Source organism: Xanthomonas sp. WHRI 8932A, from assembly GCF_035012785.1.
Classification (GTDB): Bacteria; Pseudomonadota; Gammaproteobacteria; order Xanthomonadales; family Xanthomonadaceae; genus Xanthomonas.
The window spans coordinates 104,609-125,693 of the sequence record NZ_JAYGQQ010000013.1 but is presented as its reverse complement, the minus strand read 5'-3'; the positions used below and the strand labels follow the sequence as shown (position 1 = coordinate 125,693).

At 63.7% G+C, this 21,085-nt stretch carries 13 protein-coding genes; 5 read left to right on the top strand and 8 right to left on the bottom strand.

The features are described from left to right. Positions 1-5: 5 nt before the first annotated feature. The 6 genes from VC212_RS20270 to dnaA form a co-directional block, all read right to left on the bottom strand. Complete coding sequence (locus VC212_RS20270; protein ID WP_055852573.1) at positions 6-812, bottom strand: M48 family metallopeptidase; 807 nt, start codon at positions 810-812, stop codon at positions 6-8. 207 nt (positions 813-1,019) lie between these two features. After that, on the bottom strand, positions 1,020-1,856 hold the full coding sequence (locus VC212_RS20265) for a CPBP family intramembrane glutamic endopeptidase (protein WP_115552384.1): 837 nt from the start codon (positions 1,854-1,856) through the stop codon (positions 1,020-1,022). Positions 1,857-1,923: 67 nt separating this feature from the next. After that, positions 1,924-4,368 (bottom strand): DNA topoisomerase (ATP-hydrolyzing) subunit B, encoded by a 2,445-nt coding sequence (gyrB, locus tag VC212_RS20260; RefSeq protein ID WP_115552383.1) that lies wholly within the window; start codon positions 4,366-4,368, stop codon positions 1,924-1,926. 114 nt (positions 4,369-4,482) lie between these two features. After that, positions 4,483-5,589: a DNA replication/repair protein RecF gene (gene recF / locus VC212_RS20255; RefSeq protein WP_323526754.1), complete on the bottom strand. Its 1,107-nt coding sequence runs from the start codon at positions 5,587-5,589 to the stop codon at positions 4,483-4,485. A gap of 1,029 nt (positions 5,590-6,618) precedes the next feature. After that, on the bottom strand, positions 6,619-7,719 hold the full coding sequence (gene dnaN, locus VC212_RS20250) for a DNA polymerase III subunit beta (RefSeq protein ID WP_055852563.1): 1,101 nt from the start codon (positions 7,717-7,719) through the stop codon (positions 6,619-6,621). A gap of 276 nt (positions 7,720-7,995) precedes the next feature. Next, on the bottom strand, positions 7,996-9,324 hold the full coding sequence (gene dnaA / locus VC212_RS20245; RefSeq protein ID WP_055852560.1) for a chromosomal replication initiator protein DnaA: 1,329 nt from the start codon (positions 9,322-9,324) through the stop codon (positions 7,996-7,998). Between the two features lie 242 nt (positions 9,325-9,566). Here dnaA and rpmH point away from each other — a divergent pair, with 242 nt between their 5' ends. The 5 genes from rpmH to mnmE all read left to right on the top strand — a co-directional run bounded on the left by rpmH (position 9,567) and on the right by mnmE (position 16,223). Continuing rightward, a complete protein-coding gene (gene rpmH / locus VC212_RS20240) occupies positions 9,567-9,707 on the top strand; it encodes a 50S ribosomal protein L34 (protein WP_002805908.1) in 141 nt (46 codons plus the stop codon). A 38-nt stretch (positions 9,708-9,745) separates the two neighbouring features. After that, a complete protein-coding gene (rnpA, locus tag VC212_RS20235; RefSeq protein WP_055852557.1) occupies positions 9,746-10,183 on the top strand; it encodes a ribonuclease P protein component in 438 nt (145 codons plus the stop codon). Between the two features lie 25 nt (positions 10,184-10,208). Then, positions 10,209-11,933, top strand: coding sequence for a membrane protein insertase YidC (gene yidC, locus VC212_RS20230; RefSeq protein ID WP_323526753.1), 1,725 nt, complete (start codon positions 10,209-10,211; stop codon positions 11,931-11,933). A 91-nt stretch (positions 11,934-12,024) separates the two neighbouring features. Next, on the top strand, positions 12,025-14,730 hold the full coding sequence (locus VC212_RS20225; protein ID WP_323526752.1) for a polysaccharide deacetylase family protein: 2,706 nt from the start codon (positions 12,025-12,027) through the stop codon (positions 14,728-14,730). 149 nt (positions 14,731-14,879) lie between these two features. Next, positions 14,880-16,223 carry a tRNA uridine-5-carboxymethylaminomethyl(34) synthesis GTPase MnmE gene (gene mnmE / locus VC212_RS20220; protein ID WP_323526751.1) on the top strand — a complete coding sequence of 448 codons (1,344 nt, stop codon included), beginning with the start codon at positions 14,880-14,882 and terminating at the stop codon, positions 16,221-16,223. 100 nt (positions 16,224-16,323) lie between these two features. On the opposite strand, the gene VC212_RS20215 is transcribed toward mnmE, so the two are convergent. Both VC212_RS20215 and VC212_RS20210 read right to left on the bottom strand, forming a co-directional pair. After that, on the bottom strand, positions 16,324-19,368 hold the full coding sequence (locus VC212_RS20215) for a TonB-dependent receptor (protein WP_323526750.1): 3,045 nt from the start codon (positions 19,366-19,368) through the stop codon (positions 16,324-16,326). A 795-nt stretch (positions 19,369-20,163) separates the two neighbouring features. Beyond that, positions 20,164-21,003: a phosphatase PAP2 family protein gene (locus VC212_RS20210; protein ID WP_323526748.1), complete on the bottom strand. Its 840-nt coding sequence runs from the start codon at positions 21,001-21,003 to the stop codon at positions 20,164-20,166. Positions 21,004-21,085: the final 82 nt, after the last annotated feature.

Genomic DNA, 21,085 nt, shown 5'->3' with positions numbered 1-21,085 from the left:
AGGACTTAGCCGCATCGTGGGGCGCGTCCGGCTTGCCGTGCCTGCTGGTACACCGGTTCGAGCTGGTTGACGTCGGCCTGCAGTTCACGGATGCGGTTGGTCGGGTCGGGGTGGGTAGACAGCCATTGCGGCTGACGGTTGCCGCTGGCAGCCATCATGTTCTGCCACAGCGTGACTGCCTGAGCCGGGTCGAAGCCGGCCTGCGCCATCAAGCGCTGACCGACCACGTCGGCTTCGCTCTCCTGGGTCCGCGACCCGGGCAGCAGGAACACGGTCTGCGCGGTCATGCCGCCGACCTGATTCACCGCGCTGGCCGCGCCGTCGCCGTAGGCCGCACCAGCGAGTGCGCCAATGATGCCCAGGCCGGTCTGTGTACCGAGCTGGCGGGTGATGCGCTCCTCGTGGTGGCGCGAGATCACATGGCCGATTTCGTGTCCCAGCACGGCGGCCAGTTGGTCCTGGGTCTTGGCAACGGTGAAGATGCCGGTGTTGACCCCGACCTTGCCGCCGGGCAGGGCAAAGGCATTGGCCTCGTCGTCGACGAACAGCGCCGTCTCCCACTTGGTGTCGCGCCACTGCGGCGGCAACTGCGCCACCAGTGCATTGACCACGCACTGGACGTAAGCATTCTGCTTGCCGTCGGTGCTGACCTTTTCCTTGGCCTTGGTCTGCGCGAACGACTGCGCGCCCAACTGGTCGAGCTGTTCTTGCGACACTCCACCCACCACCTGTCGGCGGCCGGTTGGCGACGTAGTGGTGGCACATGCCGTCAACGCGAGGACGGCAACAACGATCAACAACCTGGCTTTCATTCGATCCCCCTGAATCATGCGGACCATTTTGGCAGGCTCGTCTTAACTTTTCGTCAAACGGCCTGGATCGGCCAGCAAAACGTGGCCAACGGCCATCAGATAAACGCTAATGGCGCGCTCGGCATCGCGATGTGCGGGGGGGGGGGGCCGGACGGATCGCAGGCACTGACCGCAACGGTCTGACACCGGCCGAGTCGCAGCGCTGGCTTACCCGATTCCGAAAAAGTACAGGGCAGCCAGAGCGGTGGCGTTGTTGATGCCGTGCGCGGCGATCGGCGCCCACAGCGTGCCGGTACGCCAATACAGCCAGGCAAATGCCGCGCCCATGCTGCCGTAGATCAGCCAGAGCTGGGCGATGGCGGCCGGGCCATTGCCGCTGATGCCGGGGACTTCATGCACCAGCGCAAACAGTGCGCCGCTCAAGACGATTCCCAGCCAGGGGCGGCCGGCAGCCAGCAGGCGGCCAAACAACACGCGACGGAACAGGAGCTCTTCGTAGGCCGGAGCGATGACCACCGCAAACAGCGCCAGGGCAAGCGGCCACTGCTGGATGGCTTCTTCCATCAGCGGTAGGTTGGTGGGTACGGGTTTGATGCCCAGTGCCGAGGCGGCCACGCTGACCAAATTGCTGAGCACAAAGACCGCGGCGGCGATCAGGGCGGTCCAGCCCCAGGTGGAAGTCCGTCGCGCAGCCGCCCGCGAGGCCGCCTGTTCGACGGACGTGGCGCGGCGGCGCCAGTAGTACAGCAGCACCGCTGGGGTGGCGGTGCTGACCAGGGCGGTGAGCAATTGCACCATCACCCCGGGTTGGCCGATGGCGGCCATGACGTCGGCGGAGGAGGGCGTCAGGCCCTGCGCCTTGGCGGCCTGCGCATAGCCGATGCCACGTATCGCACCCCAGATCGCAAAGCCGGCCACGCTCAGGCTGAGCAACAGGCCGACGGCGATCAACACGTCGATCGCGAAACCGAGCAGCACGGGCGGCAACGGAGAGCGGCCGGCCGCGGGGGGCGGTGCCGGTAGGGTGGAAGGGTCTGTGCTCATCGTCGTCCTGCGGACACCGGGTCGCCGGCACAACGCTGCTGCGTTGTGCCGGTGCGACGCGGGCGGCTCAGATATCCAGGTTGGACACCTTCAGCGCGTTGTCCTCGATGAAGTCGCGACGCGGTTCCACCACATCGCCCATCAAGGTGCTGAAGATCTGGTCGGCGGCCACGGCGTCCTCGATGCGGACCTGCAACAGCCGGCGCGTATCAGGGTTGACCGTGGTTTCCCACAGCTGCTCGGCATTCATTTCGCCCAGGCCCTTGAAGCGCTGCACCTGACGGCCGCGCTTGGCCTCTTCCAGCAGCCAGGCATGTGCCTGCGCGAAACTGGTGATCGGGTGGGTCTTGTTGCCACGCACGATCTGCGCGCCTTCGCGGATCAGGTCGTTCAATGCCAGCGACACTTCGCGCAGCGGACGCAGCTCGCCGCTTTCGAACGCGCCCATCGGCAGCACCTGGGTGAATTCCTCGCCCATGTGCCGGCGGATGGCGACCAGGGTTGCGGCGGTGTTTTCCGTGGCCGGATCGAAGCGCAACTGGTAACGCGCGGTGCCCAGGGTGCCGCGGTTGAGCACCGCCTGCAGTGCGTCCAGGGTGGGATGCACATCGCCTTCTGCCTGCAGCTGCACCACATCCAGCGGCGGCAGGTCGATCAACGCGGTCAGCAGGGCCGGGTCGTAACGATGCGCGTTGCGGGCAATCGCCTCGTTGGCGCCGGTGTACAGCAGCAGCAGCTTCTCCAGCGCTTCGCCAGTGATCGGCGGCTCGTCGGTGGCGGGAATCAGCGCCGCGCCTTCGACCGCATTGCTGGCCAGGTAGGCATTGAGCGCCGCGTCGTCCTTCAGATACAGCTCGCTCTTGCCCTGCTTGAGCTTGTACAGCGGCGGCAGGCCGATGTAGATGTAGCCGCGCTCGATCAGCTCCGGCATCTGCCGGTAGAAGAACGTCAGCAGCAGGGTGCGGATGTGCGAGCCGTCCACGTCGGCGTCGGTCATCAGGATGATGCGGTGGTAGCGCAGCTTGTCCGGGTTGTACTCGTCGCGGCCGATGCCGGTGCCCAGCGCGGTGATCAGCGTGCCGACCTGGTCGGAGGCCAGCATGCGGTCGAAGCGCGCGCGCTCGACGTTGAGGATCTTGCCGCGCAGCGGCAGCACCGCCTGGTTCTTGCGGTTACGGCCTTGCTTGGCCGAGCCACCTGCCGAGTCACCCTCGACGATAAACAGTTCCGACAGCGCTGGATCCTTTTCCTGGCAGTCGGCCAGCTTGCCCGGCAGGCCAGCGATGTCCAGCGCACCCTTGCGGCGGGTAAGATCGCGCGCCTTGCGGGCGGCTTCGCGCGCACGCGCGGCATCGACGATCTTGCCGGTGATGGCCTTGGCTTCGTTCGGATTCTCCTGCAGGAACTCCTGCAGGCGCGCACCGAAGGCGTTTTCCACCGCCGGGCGCACGTCCGAGCTGACCAGCTTTTCCTTGGTCTGCGAGGAGAAGCTGGGGTCGGGCACCTTCACCGACAGTACCGCGATCATGCCTTCGCGCATGTCGTCGCCGGTCAGCGCGACCTTGGCCTGCTTGGCGATACCGTTCTGCTCGATGTAGTTGCTGAGCACGCGTGTCAGCGCGGCGCGGAAGCCGGCCAAGTGGGTGCCGCCATCCTTCTGCGGGATGTTGTTGGTGAAGCAGTACATGGTTTCCTGGTAGGCGTCGGTCCATTGCAGGGCCACGTCCACCACGATGCCGTTGTGCTCGCCGGTCACCGAAATCACGTTGGGGTGCAGCGGCGACTTCAGCTGCGCCAGATGCTCCACGAAGCTGCGGATGCCGCCTTCGTAATGGAAATCGTCGCGACGGCCTTCGCCGCGCTCGTCGATCAGCGCGATCTTGACGCCGGAATTGAGGAACGACAGTTCGCGCAGGCGGCGCGCCAGGATGTCGTAGTGAAACTCGACGTCGCTGAAGATCGCCACGGCCGGCTTGAAGCGCAACGTGGTGCCGCGCTTGGTCGAGGCTTCCAGTTGCTTGAGCGGGTACTGCGGCTCGCCCAGCGCGTATTCCTGCTGGTAGTGGAACCCGTCGCGCCAGATGTCCAGCCACAGGTGCTCGGATAGTGCGTTGACCACCGACACGCCCACGCCGTGCAGGCCGCCGGAGACTTTGTAGCTGTTGTCGTCGAACTTGCCGCCGGCGTGCAGCACGGTGAGGATCACCTCGGCCGCCGAGACGCCTTCTTCCTTGTGGATGTCGACCGGCACACCGCGGCCGTTGTCCGACACCGCCACCGAGCCATCGACCAGGATTTTCACCACGATGTCGTCGGCGTGACCAGCCAAGGCTTCGTCGACGGAGTTATCGACTACTTCGAACACCATGTGATGCAGGCCGGTGCCGTCATGGACATCGCCGATGTACATGCCGGGGCGCTTGCGGACGGCTTCCAGGCCACGCAGCACGGTGATCTTGCTGGAGTCGTAGGTGCCGTTGGGAGTAGGCGAGGTGTTCTGTTCGTCGGTCATGCGTGTGCCGTTAGCTCCACAACACGGAACGGAAACGGCAGGAGCCGCATCGCACCGTGGGAAAAGGGGGATAGCCCGTCAATTATACCAGTCGGCCCGCTCTGGCCGTCGGGCTTAGTCAGCCGCGACTTGAGGCGCGATCGTTCCGTGTTCCACGTGGAACCGGTGCAGAAGTTCGCCGGCATCGGCCAGGCCCGGCGGTGTCTCCGTCGCCGTGATCAGCACTTGTGCCGGTGCTGCGGCCAGACGCTGCAACACGCTGGCCTGGTGGTGCCGATCAAGCTCCGAGCCGAGGTCATCCAGCGCAATCACGGGCCACTCTCCGCGTTCGTGGGCGAAATCCTCAGCTTGCGCAAGCAGGCACGCCAGCGCGGTCAGCTTCGCCTGGCCTCGCGATAAGGCGTCCTTGCCGGGAATGGCGTCGAAACGGGGTGCCCAGTCGGCGCGATGCGGGCCTTGCGAGGTGTAGCCATTCTGGCGGTCGCGTTCGCGCGCCAGTAGCAATGCATCCGCAAGCGAGACCTCATGACGCTTCCAGCCTGGCGAAAACTCCAGGGCGGACAGGCCCAGCGACGGCGCAATCGCAGTGGCGACCGGAATCAGGCGCTCCTGCAGGCGCTCGAGGTAGCGCAACCGTCTGGAGGTCAAGGTTTCTCCCGATTCGGCAAGCTCGTGGTCCCAGGCATCCAGCATGCGCGGCTGCGCCCCCTGTTTGAGCAGGGCATTGCGCTGTTTGAGCGCTCGCGCATAGCGCCGCCAGAGCGCGAGGAAGTCAGGTTCCACGTGGAACAAACCCCAATCCAGGAACCGGCGGCGCGGCTCACCGCCACCGCTGATCAAGACGTGGCTTCCCGGCTCGAACGTGACCACGGCCAACGCGGCGCAGAGCGAACCAAGCTGTGCGACATCTTCGCCATCGAGCCGCCCCGTCCATTCCTGCCCGCTATGGCGAAGCCCGGCACGTCGTGTGCGTTCTGCAGCCTCACCCATGCGTTCGCGCCATTCGACGAACACTTCCAGATCGCCGGCACCTTGCTGGATCAGTCCATCGCGCACTCGCCCACGAAAGCTGCGCCCATAGGCCATCAGGTGCAATGCCTCGAGCACGCTGGTCTTGCCTGCGCCGTTGTCACCGGTCAGCAGGTTCAGGGAACTGGCGGGGTAGAGGTCGACTGTCTCGAAGCGACGAAGCCGATGTATGGACAACCGCACTACGTGCATCGATCAGTCTGCTCCGGGCTGTGATCCGGGTCCCCGGCCGGTCCGCAGCATACGTGATTGGTCCACCACCCGCGCGGTGGCACCGAGAACGCGCGACAGGACTTCCTGGGGATAAGTTGGGGACAAAATCAGCCGTTGGACGGGCGGTTGGTCTTATCCACAGGTTGCAGGGCCGAAGAAGGGGGTTAAAACACAGGGTTTCGCGCCTATAAAAACCAATTGAAACAATAGCTTGACCTACTTTTAGGCGAAATCTGGCCCTACCATCACCACCAAGCTCTTAAGTTATTTCTATTTTTTAAAGCAAAGCTTGATGTGCATAAGTCGAAAACTGCTGTTTCGAAACAGCATGATGAGAGTTGCTGCGTGGACCTCGGTACGCGCCAGTGCTTCCCGCTGAACGAGTTTATTTTCCAGGTACGGATTCACGAAAGAAACTTCAGGCCAAAAATTAGCCGGTCTCGCGGGGCGGTGAGATTCCTGCTGGCTGGCGCTGCTAGTCATGTTGCCGACCTCACGCAGCCGAGACCTCCAAATTACTTTTTGCAATGCATCTGCATTGCATCGCTCGCAACCGGCTCGCAATCGGATCAATGACCCATGGTGCTAGTAGCAAGGCAGTAAACATCCACAGCGCGTCCTCGCACGACCTGCGACGCAAGGGTCTGCCAAACGCAGGTGCGACGCTCGCTGATGGCGGCCAATACTCTTGAGCCGCCCATCGGCATGTCCCCGCCCGCGCCGTGGCGGCTGTGAGCCGATTCAAGCAGCAAGGCCAGCTGTGGATCCACGAGACGGCAACGGGGATGCGGGGATCTTCGCCACTGACGCGTGGCAAGAGCTCCGCATCCATCCCCGCTGGGTGGGCCTCCGGTAAGCACGTAACCGCCAACTCTGACCAAAACACTGACACGCGCTGTCCCACACCCCGGCGAAGCCCCGTTGCGCCTTGGATGCCCGCTTGCGAGCACGAGACACAAAAAAAGCCCGACTCTCGCCGGGCTTTCGTGTTCCACGTGGAACGCAACGTCAGAGACGCAGCGGCATGACCACGTGGCGGGACTTCTCGCTGCTTGCCTCGCGCACCAATGCAGACGAATTTGCGTCGCGCAGCTGGATCACCACATGCTCGTCGCGCAGTGCCGACAGCGCATCCAGCAGGTAGTTCACGTTGAAGCCGATCGCCAAGTCGTCCACCTTGGTGTCTGCCTCGATCTCTTCCTGCGCCTCTTCCTGCTCGGGGTTGTGCGCGCTGATTTTCAGCTGGCCCGGAGACACCTCGACGCGAACGCCACGGTACTTCTCGTTGGACAGGATCGCAGCGCGCTGCAACGACGCACGCAGCGCCTCGCGGTCGACCTTGACCTCACGGTCGGCGCCAATCGGAATCACTGCTTCGTAATCCGGAAAACGGCCGTCGATGAGCTTGGAGGTGAAGGTCACATCGCCACGCTTGACGCGGATATGACTACGCCCGACTTCCAGCTCGACCTCACGGTCGGCCGCTTCCAGCAGGCGCAGCAGCTCGGTCACGCCCTTGCGCGGCACGATGATCTGGCGCTTGGCGCCGCCGGACTTCTCCAGCTCGGTTTCGCACAACGCCAGACGATGTCCGTCGGTGGCCACGCAGCGCAGCAGGCCATCACGCAGGTCGAACAGCAAGCCGTTGAGGTAATACCGCACGTCCTGCTGGGCCATTGCGAACGCCGTGCGCTCGATCAGCTCCTTCAACGCCGCTTCCGGCACGGCAACGCGTTCGGTCGCTTCGACTTCGTCCACAGACGGAAAGTCATTGGCTGGCAGCGTCGCCAGCGTAAAGCGGCTGCGCCCCGCCTGCACGGTGACCTTGTCGCCGGTCTGCGAGATGGTGACGCGGCTGCCATCGGGCAGGGCACGCAGGATGTCGAACAACTTGCGCGCCGGGATCGTGGTTTCACCATCCTGCGCGTCTTCCACCATCGTGCGCGAGATCATTTCCACTTCCAGGTCCGTGCCCGTCAAGGACACCTGGCCGTCCTTCACCTGCACCAGCAGGTTTGCCAGGACTGGCAGGGTTTGACGGCGTTCGACCACATTGACCACCTGGGCCAATGGTTTGAGGAAGGCTTCGCGCTGCAGTGTAAAACGCATGTGGTTCCGTGCCCCTATGCTTTAAAAAATAATGGATAAATCAAAAGCTTGGTGGTGATGGTAGGGCCGTTTTCAGCGGATAACCACCATAACTCTCTGTTTCCAAAAGAATTTCAGCACCTGAAAGCCGTTGGACTAGTGCCCCTGGTCTGCTAGGAAAACCTGTGGATAGTTTTCCGCCCGGATTGCAGGGCAACGTTATCCACAGATTCTCCCGCATTTGACCCCAACTCATCCACGCTTTTTTCCCGGCATGCCGAGAAGGGCGTCAACGACTCACTCGCTGAGCTTGCGAATCAGCTTTTCCCAGTCCTCGCGCAGCTTGCCGTCGGCCTCCATCAGCGTGCGGATCTGCCGGCAGGCATGCAGCACGGTGGTGTGGTCACGCCCGGCAAACGCGTCGCCGATCTCGGGCAGGCTGTGTTCGGTCAGTTCCTTGGCCAGCGCCATCGCGACCTGGCGTGGGCGTGCCAGCGAACGGGTGCGCCGCTTGGAGAGCAGGTCCTTCATCTGCAGCCCGTAGTAGTCCGCCACGGTCTTCTGGATGTTGGGGATGCCGATCGCCTGCTGCTGGGCCCGCAACAGGTCGCGTAGCGTCTCCTGGGCGAACTCCACGGTGATCGCACGGCCGGTGAAGTTGGCGCGTGCCACCAGCGTGTTGAGTGCGCCTTCCAGATCGCGCACGTTCGAGCGCATCTTCTTGGCGATCAAAAACGCCACGTCGTCGGGAATGTCGGCACCGCGCTCGCGCGCCTTGGCCAGCACGATCGCCGCGCGGGTTTCGAAATCCGGCGGATCGATCGCCACCGACAGGCCCCAGGCCAGACGTGACTTGAGCCGCGGCTCCAGGCCCTCGACTTCGCGCGGGTAGCGATCGCAGGTCAGGATGATCTGTTGGCGGCCGTCGAACAGCGCGTTGAAGGTGTGGAAGAACTCTTCCTGCGTGCGGTCTTTGCCGGCGAAAAACTGGATGTCATCGATCAACAGCGCATCGATCTGCTGAAACTGGCGCTTGAACTGGTCCATCGCCTTGTCCTGCAGCGCTCGGATCATCGCGCTGAAGAACTGCTCCGAGCGCAGATACATCACCTTGGCGGCCGGATTGGCCTGGCGCAGGGCATTGCCGGCCGCGAACATCAGGTGGGTCTTGCCCAGCCCAGTGCTTCCGTACAGCAGCAGCGGGTTGTGCGCACGATCGCCTGGCTTCTGCGCCGCCTGGATCGCCGCCGCCAGACCAAGCTGGTTGCTACGGCCTTCGACGAAATTGGCGAAGGTGTAGTGCGAATCCAGGTTGCCGGCAAACGGCACGATCGGCGCGGCGACCGGCGCACTGGGCGCGGCCATCGGCGCCGGCAACGGATCGGGCGCACGGGGGCGCGAGCCCACTGCCAGCGCCACCTCACCATTGCCAGCGAAATACGCCAGCAATTCGCGGATGCGCGGCAGGTAGCGTTCACGGACCTGGTCGACGATGAAGGCGTTCGGCGCGTACAGCACAATGCTGTCGCCGCGGTCTTCGGCCTGCAGGGGTTTCAACCAGGTGTGGACATCTTCGGGCGGGAATTCAGCTTCAAGACGTTCCAGACAGCGGGGCCAAGCATCCATCAAAGTGTGATCATCTGTTGCTGGCTGCGGCGCGCAGCAAGGCGCCGTGCACGCAGCCCGGAAGTGAAAAGAGGATGGACCAGACTAGCACCGCAGGCAGGCTTTTCCCAGAGTTATTCACAGGTCCATCCACAGGGCGTGCGCAGGCTCACGGTTGGTAAAGCAACGGGGGAGTTGACCCGGCCCGGGGAGGTCCTATAGAATTTCCGGTTCTATTCGTCTCCATCCATGCAGAGGGCCCCATGGCCACCAAGCGTACTTTCCAACCCAGCAACCTCAAGCGAGCACGCGACCATGGCTTCCGCGCACGTATGGCAACCGCCGACGGCCGCAAGATCCTGGCTCGCCGCCGCGCCAAGGGCCGCAAGCGCCTGAGCGCTTGATTGCCGCGCCGCTCTCCGCGGCCGAGGCAAGTCCTACCGTGAACGCATCGAACCCGTGCAGGCGATTTCCTCGCTCTGCGCGGGTTCGTACGCGTGCGCAATATACGGTCGTCTTCGATACCGCGCGTCGCACCTCGGATCCGCTGCTCAGCCTGCATTGGCGCACCGGCGATACGCCGCCGCGCCTGGGCATGGCAGTGTCGCGCAAGGTGGACACGCGTGCGGTCGGACGCAATCGCATCAAGCGCGTCCTGCGCGATGCCATGCGGCATCTGCTGCCCGAACTGGCCGGTGGCGATTACGTCATTGTGGCCCGCTCCGCAGCCGCCAAAGCGACCAATCCACAGATTCGCGACGCCTTCGTGCGTCTGCTGCGCCGTGCCGGCGCATTGCCCCCACCTGCTGCGCCCGGCACAATGCCGCCCGCCAGGACGATGCACCCATCCTCCCTTTCCCCGACAGAGCCGGAACTGTAGTTCCGACTGAGCGAGTTGCTGCCCGATGAACCAGACCCGTGTTTTCCTGATCTTTGCCTGGCTGATGGTCGCGGCGCTGCTGTGGATGGAGTGGGGCAAGGACAAGGCGGCCGCCAACGCACCTGCCGCAGTCGCCACGCAATCGGTACCGGCTGCGCGCGACCTGGATGCCAGCGCGCCGGCGGCCAATGTGCCCGCCGCCCAGGCTATCCCGCAGGCAGGCGTCCCGGGCGCCGCACCGGCGGCAACCAGCACCACCACGGCCACGCCGGAAGCTGCCGGCGCTGCGCCGGTCGTCACGCTGACCTCGGACGTGCTGCGCCTGAAGCTGGATGGCCGCAGCGTGCTGGATGCCGAACTGCTGCAGTTTCCGCAGACCAAGGACGGCACCGCGCCGGTCGATCTGCTGACCGAAGATGCTGTGCACCCTTACAACGCCACCAGCGGTTGGGCCAGCGAGCATTCGCCGGTGCCCGGCGTAGGCGGCTTCCGCGCCGAGCAGCCGGGTACTGCATTCGAGCTGGCCAAGGGTCAGAACACCCTGGTGGTGCCGTTCGTCTGGAACGGTCCCAATGGCGTGTCGATCCGCCGCACCTTCACCCTGGAGCGCGGCCGCTACGCGATCTCGATCAAGGATGAAGTGATCAACAAGAGCGGTGCGGCGTGGAACGGTTATGTGTTCCGCAAGCTGAGCCGGGTGCCGACCATCCTCAGCCGCGGCATGACCAACCCGGATTCCTTCAGCTTCAACGGGGCGACCTGGTACAGCCCGCAAGAGGGCTATGAGCGTCGTGCGTTCAAGGATTACATGGACGATGGCGGCCTGAATCGCCAGATCACCGGTGGCTGGGTCGCGCTGCTGCAGCACCACTTCTTCACCGCATGGATCCCGCAGAAGGATCAGGCCTCGCTGTATGTGCTGAATCAGGATGGCCCGCGCGACGTGGCCGAACTGCGTGGCCCGGCCTTCACCGTGGCGCCCGGTCAGACCGCCAGCACCGAGGCGCGCCTGTGGGTGGGCCCGAAACTGGTCAGCCTGATTGCCAAGGAAGACGTGAAGGGTCTGGACCGCGTGGTCGATTACAGCCGCTTCTCGATCATGGCCATCATCGGCCAGGGCCTGTTCTGGGTGCTGAGCCACCTGCACAGCTTCCTGCACAACTGGGGCTGGGCCATCATCGGCCTGGTGGTGCTGCTGCGTCTGGCGCTGTATCCGCTGTCGGCCGCGCAGTACAAGTCCGGTGCCAAGATGCGCCGCTTCCAGCCGCGCCTGGCGCAGTTGAAGGAGCGCTATGGCGACGATCGCGCCAAGTATCAGCAGGCGACGATGGAGTTGTTCAAGAAGGAAAAGATCAATCCGATGGGCGGTTGCCTGCCGCTACTGATCCAGATGCCGATCTTCTTCGCGCTGTACTGGGTGTTGGTGGAATCGGTGGAGTTGCGCCAGGCACCGTGGCTGGGCTGGATCCAGGATCTGACCGCGCGCGACCCGTACTTCATCCTGCCGGTGCTCAACATTTCCATCATGTGGGCCACGCAGAAGCTGACGCCGACCCCGGGCATGGACCCGATGCAGGCCAAGATGATGCAGTTCATGCCGTTGGTGTTCGGCGTCATGATGGCCTTCATGCCGGCCGGCCTGGTGTTGTACTGGGTGGTCAACGGCGGCCTGGGGTTGCTGATCCAGTGGTGGATGATCCGCCAGCACGGCGAGAAGCCGAGCAAGATCATCCAGGCCAACGCCAAGTAAGTCTTAAGAAAGGTTCAAGAAGGCCCGCCGCAAGGCGGGCTTTCTGCATGCAAGCCCCTCTCCGTTTGTCGCCATTGCCAAGGACGCCGTCGTGAAGCCATCGCCGTTGCATCGCCTGTTGCTATGCGCAAGTTGCGCGGGACTGCTGGCGCTGGCCGGCTGCGGCAAGCGCGATGCCGGTACCCAGGCATCTGCTTCGGCGCCGCCGGCCAGCGGCACTGCCACTGCCGCCGCACAAACGGGCGACGCCGCCAAGGCGCGTGCGCTGATTGCACAGCTGCGCGAACAGCTGGATCGGCACCGCCGCATCATCGTGTTGCTGGCCGATGAGGACAAACAAAGCCCGCGCGATCGCGCCACCTCCAGCAGCGTGGGGCAGCAGCTGTTCCATGAAAATCTGGAACAACGCGAACGCATTGCCGCCGCGTTTGAAACCGTGTTGAGCTCGCGCGACTCAAGCCGCTTCGCCGCGATCGCCACGGTACTGGACGAAGTGGAATCGGCGCCGGATCTGTTCGATGCCGACCGCCTGGCATTTCGCGAGGTGCTGCGCGAGCTGCATGCGCGTATCGGCAAGGATTCGGCGCTGCCGGCAGTCAAACTGCATCAACGCATCGGCGAGGATCTGGAAGCGCTGGACGAGATCGAGCGCAGTTACAACACCGAACTGACGCAGATTTTCAGTCGCTTCGATCGCACCCGGGCCATCGTGCCCAAGCGCGAAAAGTGGGACGACTACGTGGCGCATTTGCGCACCTTGTACACACGCGAAAAGATCCTGCGCGACCATGGTGTGGTGGAGCCGTATCCGTTCTCCGCGCGCGATAGCGACAGCGAAGTGTTCGGCCGCGATCTGCCGCCCAAGACGGTGGTGCTGACCTTCGACGACGGCCCGCACAAGGCCTACACCGAAGAAATTGTGGCGATCCTCAAGCGCTACGACGTGCCCGGCGTGTTCTTCGAAGTAGGGCGGAATCTCGGCAGCCTGGATGCCGATGGCAAGCCCAAGCTGGCGCCATTGTCCAAGATCAGCCATACGCTGATGGAGGAAGGCTATGCGGTGGGCAATCACAGCCTGACCCATGCGCAGTTGTCCAAGACCACTGGCGATGCATTGCGCAGCCAGGTGCTGGATACCGACACGCTGTTGCGTGCGGTGGATGACAAGCGTGCTCCGCTGTTTCGGTTTCCGTATGGCGCGCGCAATGCCGAAGGGCTGCAGCTGCTGGGCGAAGCCGGCTTGAAGTCGATCATGTGGAACATCGATTCACTGGACTGGGCCGACCCGGTGCCAGAGTCGATCGTGCAACGCGTGCTCGACCAGGTGAACAAGGAACAGCGCGGCATCGTGCTGTTCCATGACATCCACGACCGCGCAGTGAAAGCCTTGCCGCAGATTCTGGACCGGTTGATCGCCGACGGGTATCAGTTCGCCGGCTGGAACGGCCGCGAGTTTTCGGTGGCGCGTGCACCCAGCGCCGTGGCCGACGCAACGGTGACCACCGGCTATGCCAAGTCGTGGGCGATCGTGATCGGCATCGACGACTACGCGCACTGGCCCAAGCTCGAATATGCGGCCAACGATGCGCAAGCGATCGCCAGCACCTTGACCGGCCCGCTGGGATTTCCGTCGTCGCAAGTGATCGTGCTGAAAAACAGCGAAGCCACGCGCAACAATATCCTCGCCGCCTTCCATGACCGGCTTGGGGAAGGGCGGGCGCAGACCAACGACCGCGTGTTCGTGTTCTTCGCCGGCCACGGCGCTACGCGCCGGCTCGCCTCCGGGCGCGACCTGGGCTACATCATTCCGGTCGACTCGGACCCGGAGCATCTGGCCAGCGATGCGATTGCGATGAGCGACCTGCAGAACATCGCCGAAAGCCTGCAGGCCAAGCACGTGCTGTTCGTGATGGACGCCTGCTACAGCGGGTTGGGTCTGACGCGCGGCGGGCCGACCTCCAGCGCGTACTTGCGCGAGAACGCGCGCCGCATTGCGCGCCAGATGCTCACCGCCGGCGGCGCCGATCAACAAGTGGCCGATAGCGGGCCGAACGGGCATTCGGTGTTTACCTGGGTGCTGCTGCAGGCGCTGGCCGGCAAGGGCGATCTCAATGGCGATGGCTTGATCACCGGGACTGAGTTGGCTGCGTATGTCGCACCGGCAGTGTCGGCGGTATCGGCGCAGACGCCGGCATTCGGCAGCCTGCCGGGATCGCAAGGCGGCGAGTTCGTATTTCAGGTGCCCAGCGGCGAAGAATTCCTGACCGCCGATACTGCGCAGTTGTCGGCCGATGCGATCGCACTTAACGGACGCGTGGACGCCGCGCGTCCTGCTGCTGCGACTACCGGCGCTGCGGTGGCGGCTGCGCCGGTCACGGTCAAGACCTTGCAAGGTGGCGAAGCCAAGCTGGTTTTGCCGACCGCAGTGAAAAGCAGCGATCGCCAACGCGCGCAGTTGGCCAACGAGCGCGGTTTGCAGTTGTACAAGGAAAAACGTTACGCCGAAGCCGCCGAACAATTTGCCGAAGCCTTGAAGCTGCGCCCGGATTTTGCGCTGGCTGCGAACAATCTTGGGTTTGTGTACTACCGCCAGGAGCGCTTTGCCGAATCGGCGCGCTGGCTTGAAAACACGCTCAAGATCGATCCATCGCGCGCGGTGGCGTATCTCAATCTTGGCGATGCCTACGCCAAAGCCGGCGATCGCGACAAAGCGCGCAAGGCGTATTCCACCTATCTGGAACTGCAGCCGCAAGGCAGCGGTGCGGCGCAGGCGCGCGCGCAGTTGCAGACGCTTTGATGCACAGTGGCGGGCACACCATCCAGGACAGGCCTGCGCCCAGATGGACGCGTGCCAGCTAACGCCCGAGCATCGGCCACACGGCTGACGGCTGTGCAGGCGTTTTGATCGTCACCCATTCGGTTCCAATCCACGCAAGAGCAGTGCCCATGTCCTCTTCCACGTCCACCATCGTTGCCATCGCCAGTGCTGCCGGAACCGGCGGCGTGGGCATCGTGCGGCTGTCCGGGCCGCAAGCGGTGCAGATCGCAACGCAGCTGGGCATTGCGGGGTTGCAACCGCGGCATGCGCACTACGCGCGCTTTCGCGATGCGCAGGGCGAGGTCATCGACGACGGCATTGCGCTGTGGTTCAACGCGCCACGCAGCTTTACCGGCGAAGACGTGGTGGAGCTGCAGGGGCATGGCAGCCCGGTAGTGTTGCGCCAACTGGTTGCACGTTGCATTGCACTGGGCGCACGCCAGGCACGCGCCGGCGAGTTCAGCGAACGCGCGTTTCTCAACGGCAAACTCGATCTGACCCAGGCCGAAGCGATTGCCGATCTGATCGCTGCCGGCGATGTGCGTGCGGCGCGTGCCGCGCGGCGCTCGCTGGACGGTGTGTTCTCGCGCCGCATCGATGCAGTGAGCGACAGCCTGACGCGCTTGCGCGTGCATGTGGAAGCGGCGATCGACTTTGCCGACGAACCGCTCGATACATTGGGCGGTACGCAGGTGCGCGAAGGATTGCAGCAGGCGCGCACATTGCTGGCGCAGCTGCTGCGCGATGCAGAACGTGGGCGCAAGCTACGCGACGGTCTGCATGCGGTGTTGATCGGCCCACCCAACGCGGGCAAGAGTTCGTTGCTCAACGCGCTGGCCGGCAGCGATCGTGCCATCGTCACCGATGTGGCCGGCACCACGCGCGACACCTTGCATGAAGCGATCCAGCTCGATGGCTTCGAGTTGACGCTGGTCGATACCGCCGGCCTGCGCGATGGCGGCGATGCAATCGAACGCGAAGGCATGCGTCGCGCGCGCGCCGAATTGCAGCGTGCCGATCTGGCGCTGGTGGTGCTCGACGCACGCGACCCGCAAGCCGCACGCGAGGCGATTGGCGATGCCATCGACGCCGTTCCGCGCCAGCTGTGGATTCATAACAAATGCGATCTGCTGGACAACAGCGCACCGCTGCTCGATACCAATGCAGTGGCGGTTTCGGCAACCACCGGCCAGGGATTGGAACAGCTGCACACCCGCCTGCGCGAGCTCGCGTTAGGCGATGGCGTTGAAAGCGTGGACGGCGAATTCTCTGCACGCACCCGGCACGTGGATGCATTACGACGCGCCGAGCAACATGCGGATGCGGCCGATCTGGAACTGGGATTCGAACAACTCGAACTGGCCGCCGAAGAGTTGCGCCTGGCGCACGCAGCGCTGGGCGAGATCACCGGCAAGCTGAGCGCCGATGAGTTGCTGGGCAAGATATTTTCGAGTTTTTGTATCGGTAAGTGAAGCGCCTCTGCGCGATGCGCCGCCAAGAGCCTCGTGAGCCGACTAATAAAAATCCGGCCTTTTCAGGCCGGATTCGTAACGCACACAGTGATGCGACACTTTAAAAGTCGTAGCGGGCAGTCAACCGGAACGAGCGCGGCGTCTGATAGTTCTGATCGTTCAGATAGTTCGGGCTGATCACATCACGCGAGGCTTCACTGAACTCGTCGTACTCGGTGACTCGGTCGTTGTTGAACAGATTGAACACGTCGAGCTTGATGCGCAGCTTGTTATCGGCCCAGTTGGGCACATAAGCGGCGGCCAGATCGAAGGTCCAGGTCCACGGCGTGCGGCCTTCGTCGCCACGTTGGCGTAACACGCGGGTACCGTCTGCGTTCAAGCAATAGAAGCTCGAGCCGCTGTAGCCGCTCAGGGTGCCCTGGTCAGGCTGCGGGATGTCGTCCAGCGGGATATAGCCCTGGCAATTGATCGGGCGCCCGGACTGCAGGACCAGATTTCCGCCAAGCTGCCATTCCGGCGTGATCGTATAAGCACCGAACAGCTTGAGCGTGTGCTGACGATCGTTCGGGGTCGGCCCATAGGTGCCATCGGTGAACAGGCGGTGGTCGAAGTCCTGGGTGAGGCCGGCGTCCTCCTGTTCCAGCGTGGAATTGACGTAGCCTTCCACGTTGCCGCGTGTCCTGGCGAACGTATAGGAGCCCTGGAAGTTGAACTTCTCGCCAGTGCGCTCCCAGAAGAACTCCAGAGCGGTATGCAGGCGGCGATATTCCGGCAGGCCAAGATACGAGGCCGGCAAGGTCGCCAGTTCCAGTTCGCCATCGCCATTGAGATCGACGTTGATGGTCACATCGCTGCCCGGATTCAAGAAGTAGCAGCTGGGCACCGAGCCCGGATCGAAATCCGGAAAGCCATTATCCGCCGCCCAATCGATCCACGGATTGGTGGTGCAGGTGTCGTCCATCCCGGACTTCACTTCGCGGCGGATCATGCGTACACCGGCCATCCAGTTTTCCGTCAACTGCAGTTGGCCACCGAGGATGATCTCGTCCTGGTACATCGGCGACAGGTTGGTGGACGCGACAGAGGCCGGATTGGGCGCAGTGAGCGAGCCATTGGTCTGGGTCTGGCCGATTTGCGCGCCTTGGCCCACCGGCGTGCCATCGGCTTCGCTCCAGCCATTGACGAAGTACCAGTTGGACACAGTCGATTCGGCGCCGGTGGCACGGATACTGGAGTTGGTCGCCACCGGGATGTAATAGCGGCCTGCGGTACCGAACAGCTTCAAGCTGGAATCGCCCAGCACATCCCAGGAGAAGCCAAGGCGCGGGGCCATTTTGTAATCGGATTCGATCCAGGCAATACCATCGCCGTTCTTGTTTTCGAACTTCTCACCGCGCAAGCCGAGCACGGCGAGGAAGTTTTCGGTGACCTGCCAGTTGTCTTCCAGATAAAACGCGCTGTTGGTGTTTTCGTAGGTGGAGCTGCTGGTCTGATAGACACGCGAGCGTGCGTACAGCGCATTGCGCGGAACCAGCTGGCCGTTGACCGTGCGCCCAGGTCGGCCCGCAAACGCACCGGTGGCCACCGAAGTACCGGGCACCGTGTAATACGCCCAGTTGATGCCACCGGCGTAGGTCCGGCCACGGTGACTGGATTCGTACTTTTCCTGATCCACGCCGAAGCGCAGCCGGTGATCGCCCAGTACCCATTCGCCATCGACACGGAACGCCTTGCGGATGTCCTCGTCCGGCTCTGCGTCGGCGTCGGCGATGGTGGAGATCGTGCCCGGGTTGCAGCCGATGTAACGGTCGATCACGCTGGTGGTCAGGCCGAAGCTATAGGCCCACGGGCATTCGCTTCCGGCCGGGTCGGCCGGCAGGCGGGAGTCGATCAGATTGCTCAAGTAGCCGTATTGCGCCGACAGTGTGAAGTTGTCGGTGAAGTAGCCGGTGTACTTGAGGATGCCGATCTTGCCGCCGTTTTCCATCTCGTACTGCTCGATCGGCACCTCGTGCCGGCCAACGTTGTAACGGTTATCGCCGTTGGCGTCGGTGGCGTATTCGTACGTGCGGTATTTGGTCTTGGCCTGGTTGTAGATGCCGGTGAATTCGACCAGGTTACTGTCGTTGATATACCAATCGAGTTTGACCATGCCCTGCGGGGTCGTGTCACTGACGCGCCGGCTGGTCAGCGCGTAGAAGTTGTCTTGACTCTCCTGGCGGCCTTCCACCATTGCAAAGAAGAACAAGCGGTCCTTGATGATCGGGCCGCTCGCATAGGCAGAGTAAATGGTGCTGTCGAACTGATCGTCGCTGCGGTACTGGTACAACGGGTCTGCCGCATCAGGATCGCGCTCGCGGACGTTTTTACCTGCCGCAGCACCCCAGTCCGGCGCCCATTCCACGCTACCGCCGTAGTGCCATTCGTTGGAGCCTGCCTTGGTGACGATGCTGACGATGCCGCCCAGCGAGCGGCCGTACTCGGCGCCGTACCCACCTGTTTTGACCTGAAGCTGGCCGATGCTCTGGAACGGCAGATTGGCGAACGACAGGAACGTGCGCATGTTGGTGACGTCGAAGCCATTGATGTAGTAGCCGTTTTCGGCCACCGACGATCCGCCGAACGAGGCAAGGTTGCCCGCACCCAGCCCGCTATCGCCGCGGACCGCGCCCGGCGCGAGCAGCGCGACCGAAGAGACGTCGCTGGCCACCGGCAGCGAGACCATCTGCTCGGCAGTGAACACGGTGGTCGATTCCACCGAAGAAACGTCGATGGGGTTGAACGCCTGCGCGCCCACCACTTCGATCCGGTCAAGCGTTTTGGCCTGACTGCCGAGCATCACTTGCGAGCCGCTGCCAACCTTGACCTCGACCTCGCGGGTCACTCCATCGGAGGTGATGATGTACTTGCCCGGAGGCAGCTGGCTGAAGGTGAATCTGCCATCTGCGGCGGCGGTCGCCGAGCGGCTCACGCCCGTCTGCGGGCTCTGGATGGCGATGGTGCTGCCGGGCTGCCCACTACCGAAAATGGAGCCAACCGCGCTCTGCGCCTGCACCCCACCGATGACGCACATGCCCAGCGCCAGGCTCAACGCGCTGCGCTTGATGTTGCGCGATAACGAACTACGAACCCCTGGACGCGTCATTCCTCTCTCTCCTGATGAATTCGGTCACGGATACTGCAGACGTGGGACTCGACTGCGAGCGCAGTCGAGGGGGAGCTGGGTTTCAGGGCACGATGTCGACAACCTGAACGGATGTCACATTCCTGAAGCCTGTCTGAAGATTAATCGAAGATGTACGGAAATGTCATCATCCGGCAACGATTGCCAAATTCAGTGCTTTTGGGCCGAGATTCGGACGCGCAGATGCTGTATGGGAATGAAGTATTCAGCCGTGAGGTACCAGCGCTAGACAGGCGCAGCGCTGCAGGGGGCCGGGTCGTCGAAGCGGAGCGATGCCAGGACCCGTGGCATGCAGCGTCAGACGCCGTAAGACAGGCGTCGCGCTTGCCAAGGCGGTGTGTGGATCCCCGATCGCCACGGTTACTGCATGATCAAGAAGGCGTAGCGCGCCGATAAGGGCTGCAAGACCGCTTCAAGACTGCGTTGAGAACGCGCAGGTGCTGCTGCACCCCGGGTTATTGGGGCGCCTGCCGCAAGGTCCACGATGCTGCCCGGCCTGGCGCCGGTTCTGCGTGCTCGGGGTGGTAGGGGCCTGCTTGGGTCCGCGTACCAGTGGCGCATAGGCCCACGCTAAGGCGCAGTTTTCCGCGTTCCGCGTGCATGACGCGGCTCTTCGCTTCGTTGGTGTCGCACGTGCATCGGCCGCAGGTCGGTGGGCTGTCGCCGGCCGACGTTCGGTAAGACCGCTGCGCACAGGCCAGCGCACTTCAGGCCGGCATGGCCGTTCCAGTCAAACAGGGCAATGTGCGCTGTTGCCTACATCGCGCCCGGCAACACTGTCTGCAAAGCCGCCGTTTCCGCTGCGCATGTGGCCGAATCCGCAGGCTTGGCCTTTGCGATTTCGCGGCGTGCAGCGATCAGATCCTTTTCAAACCCCGGGTTGCCGTGCAGTGCGGCGACGGTGGCCGCGCCCATCATTCGGCCTTGCAGGACATCGCTTTGCCAGTGCACGTTGCAGACCAGGCGGCTGTCGCCGAAGGCGCGGCCGCGTGCCAGGAGCGCGTTGCGTTGGGCGGGAGCGATCTCGGACAGGATCAGGCCCCAGGTCCAGCCGATGGCGGTGTGGCCGGACGGGTAGGAGCCATTCTTGCGCAGGGCCGCATCGTCAGCCGGGGTGCACATCGGCTGCGCATTGCGCATGAACGGGCGCGGGCGCTGATAGCGCGCCTTGGCGGCGCTGGTACTGCTGCTGGCGTCGCGCATGCTGCGCTCGAGCAGGCGCAGCAGATGCGGCGTGCTGGCTTGGTCGATCTGCACGCCGAGCGCGCAGCTGAAATGGCTGGCGGCGTCGGGAAAGCTCAGGACCGCGTCGCGCGCAGCCAGGTCCCAGCGCGGTGTGCCGCGCAGCGCGAGCATGGACTTGGCGATGGCCTCGTCGTTGGCAAGCGCGGCGCTGCCGTCCTGCGGCGGGGGCGGAACCAGCTGCAGGCTATCGGGCAGCTGCTGTTTTTCCAGGTATCCACGCGCGTCGGTGGCGAGCACCGAATCCGCCGGCTTTGCCGGTTGCCGGGCACTGGCCACGCCGCTGCCGATCACCAAGGCAGCAATGGCGACGCTTGCCAGCGTGCGTTGCGAGTGGGTGATGCGGTGGGCCATGGACGATTCCTCGAAAGCAGTACGACGGGAAGAGTCGCGCAGATTACGACGTACAGATGACACGCGCATGCCAGCACAACCC

Excerpts from the sequence above, each read along its gene's own strand:
- VC212_RS20270 (WP_055852573.1), bottom strand. The coding sequence starts at position 812 with ATGAAAGCCAGGTTGTTGATCGTTGTTGCCGTCCTCGCGTTGACGGCA.
- VC212_RS20265 (WP_115552384.1), bottom strand. The coding sequence starts at position 1,856 with ATGAGCACAGACCCTTCCACCCTACCGGCACCGCCCCCCGCGGCCGGC.
- gyrB (WP_115552383.1), bottom strand. The coding sequence starts at position 4,368 with ATGACCGACGAACAGAACACCTCGCCTACTCCCAACGGCACCTACGAC.
- recF (WP_323526754.1), bottom strand. The coding sequence starts at position 5,589 with ATGCACGTAGTGCGGTTGTCCATACATCGGCTTCGTCGCTTCGAGACA.
- dnaN (WP_055852563.1), bottom strand. The coding sequence starts at position 7,719 with ATGCGTTTTACACTGCAGCGCGAAGCCTTCCTCAAACCATTGGCCCAG.
- dnaA (WP_055852560.1), bottom strand. The coding sequence starts at position 9,324 with ATGGATGCTTGGCCCCGCTGTCTGGAACGTCTTGAAGCTGAATTCCCG.
- rpmH (WP_002805908.1), top strand. The coding sequence starts at position 9,567 with ATGGCCACCAAGCGTACTTTCCAACCCAGCAACCTCAAGCGAGCACGC.
- yidC (WP_323526753.1), top strand. The coding sequence starts at position 10,209 with ATGAACCAGACCCGTGTTTTCCTGATCTTTGCCTGGCTGATGGTCGCG.
- mnmE (WP_323526751.1), top strand. The coding sequence starts at position 14,880 with ATGTCCTCTTCCACGTCCACCATCGTTGCCATCGCCAGTGCTGCCGGA.
- VC212_RS20215 (WP_323526750.1), bottom strand. The coding sequence starts at position 19,368 with ATGACGCGTCCAGGGGTTCGTAGTTCGTTATCGCGCAACATCAAGCGC.
- VC212_RS20210 (WP_323526748.1), bottom strand. The coding sequence starts at position 21,003 with ATGGCCCACCGCATCACCCACTCGCAACGCACGCTGGCAAGCGTCGCC.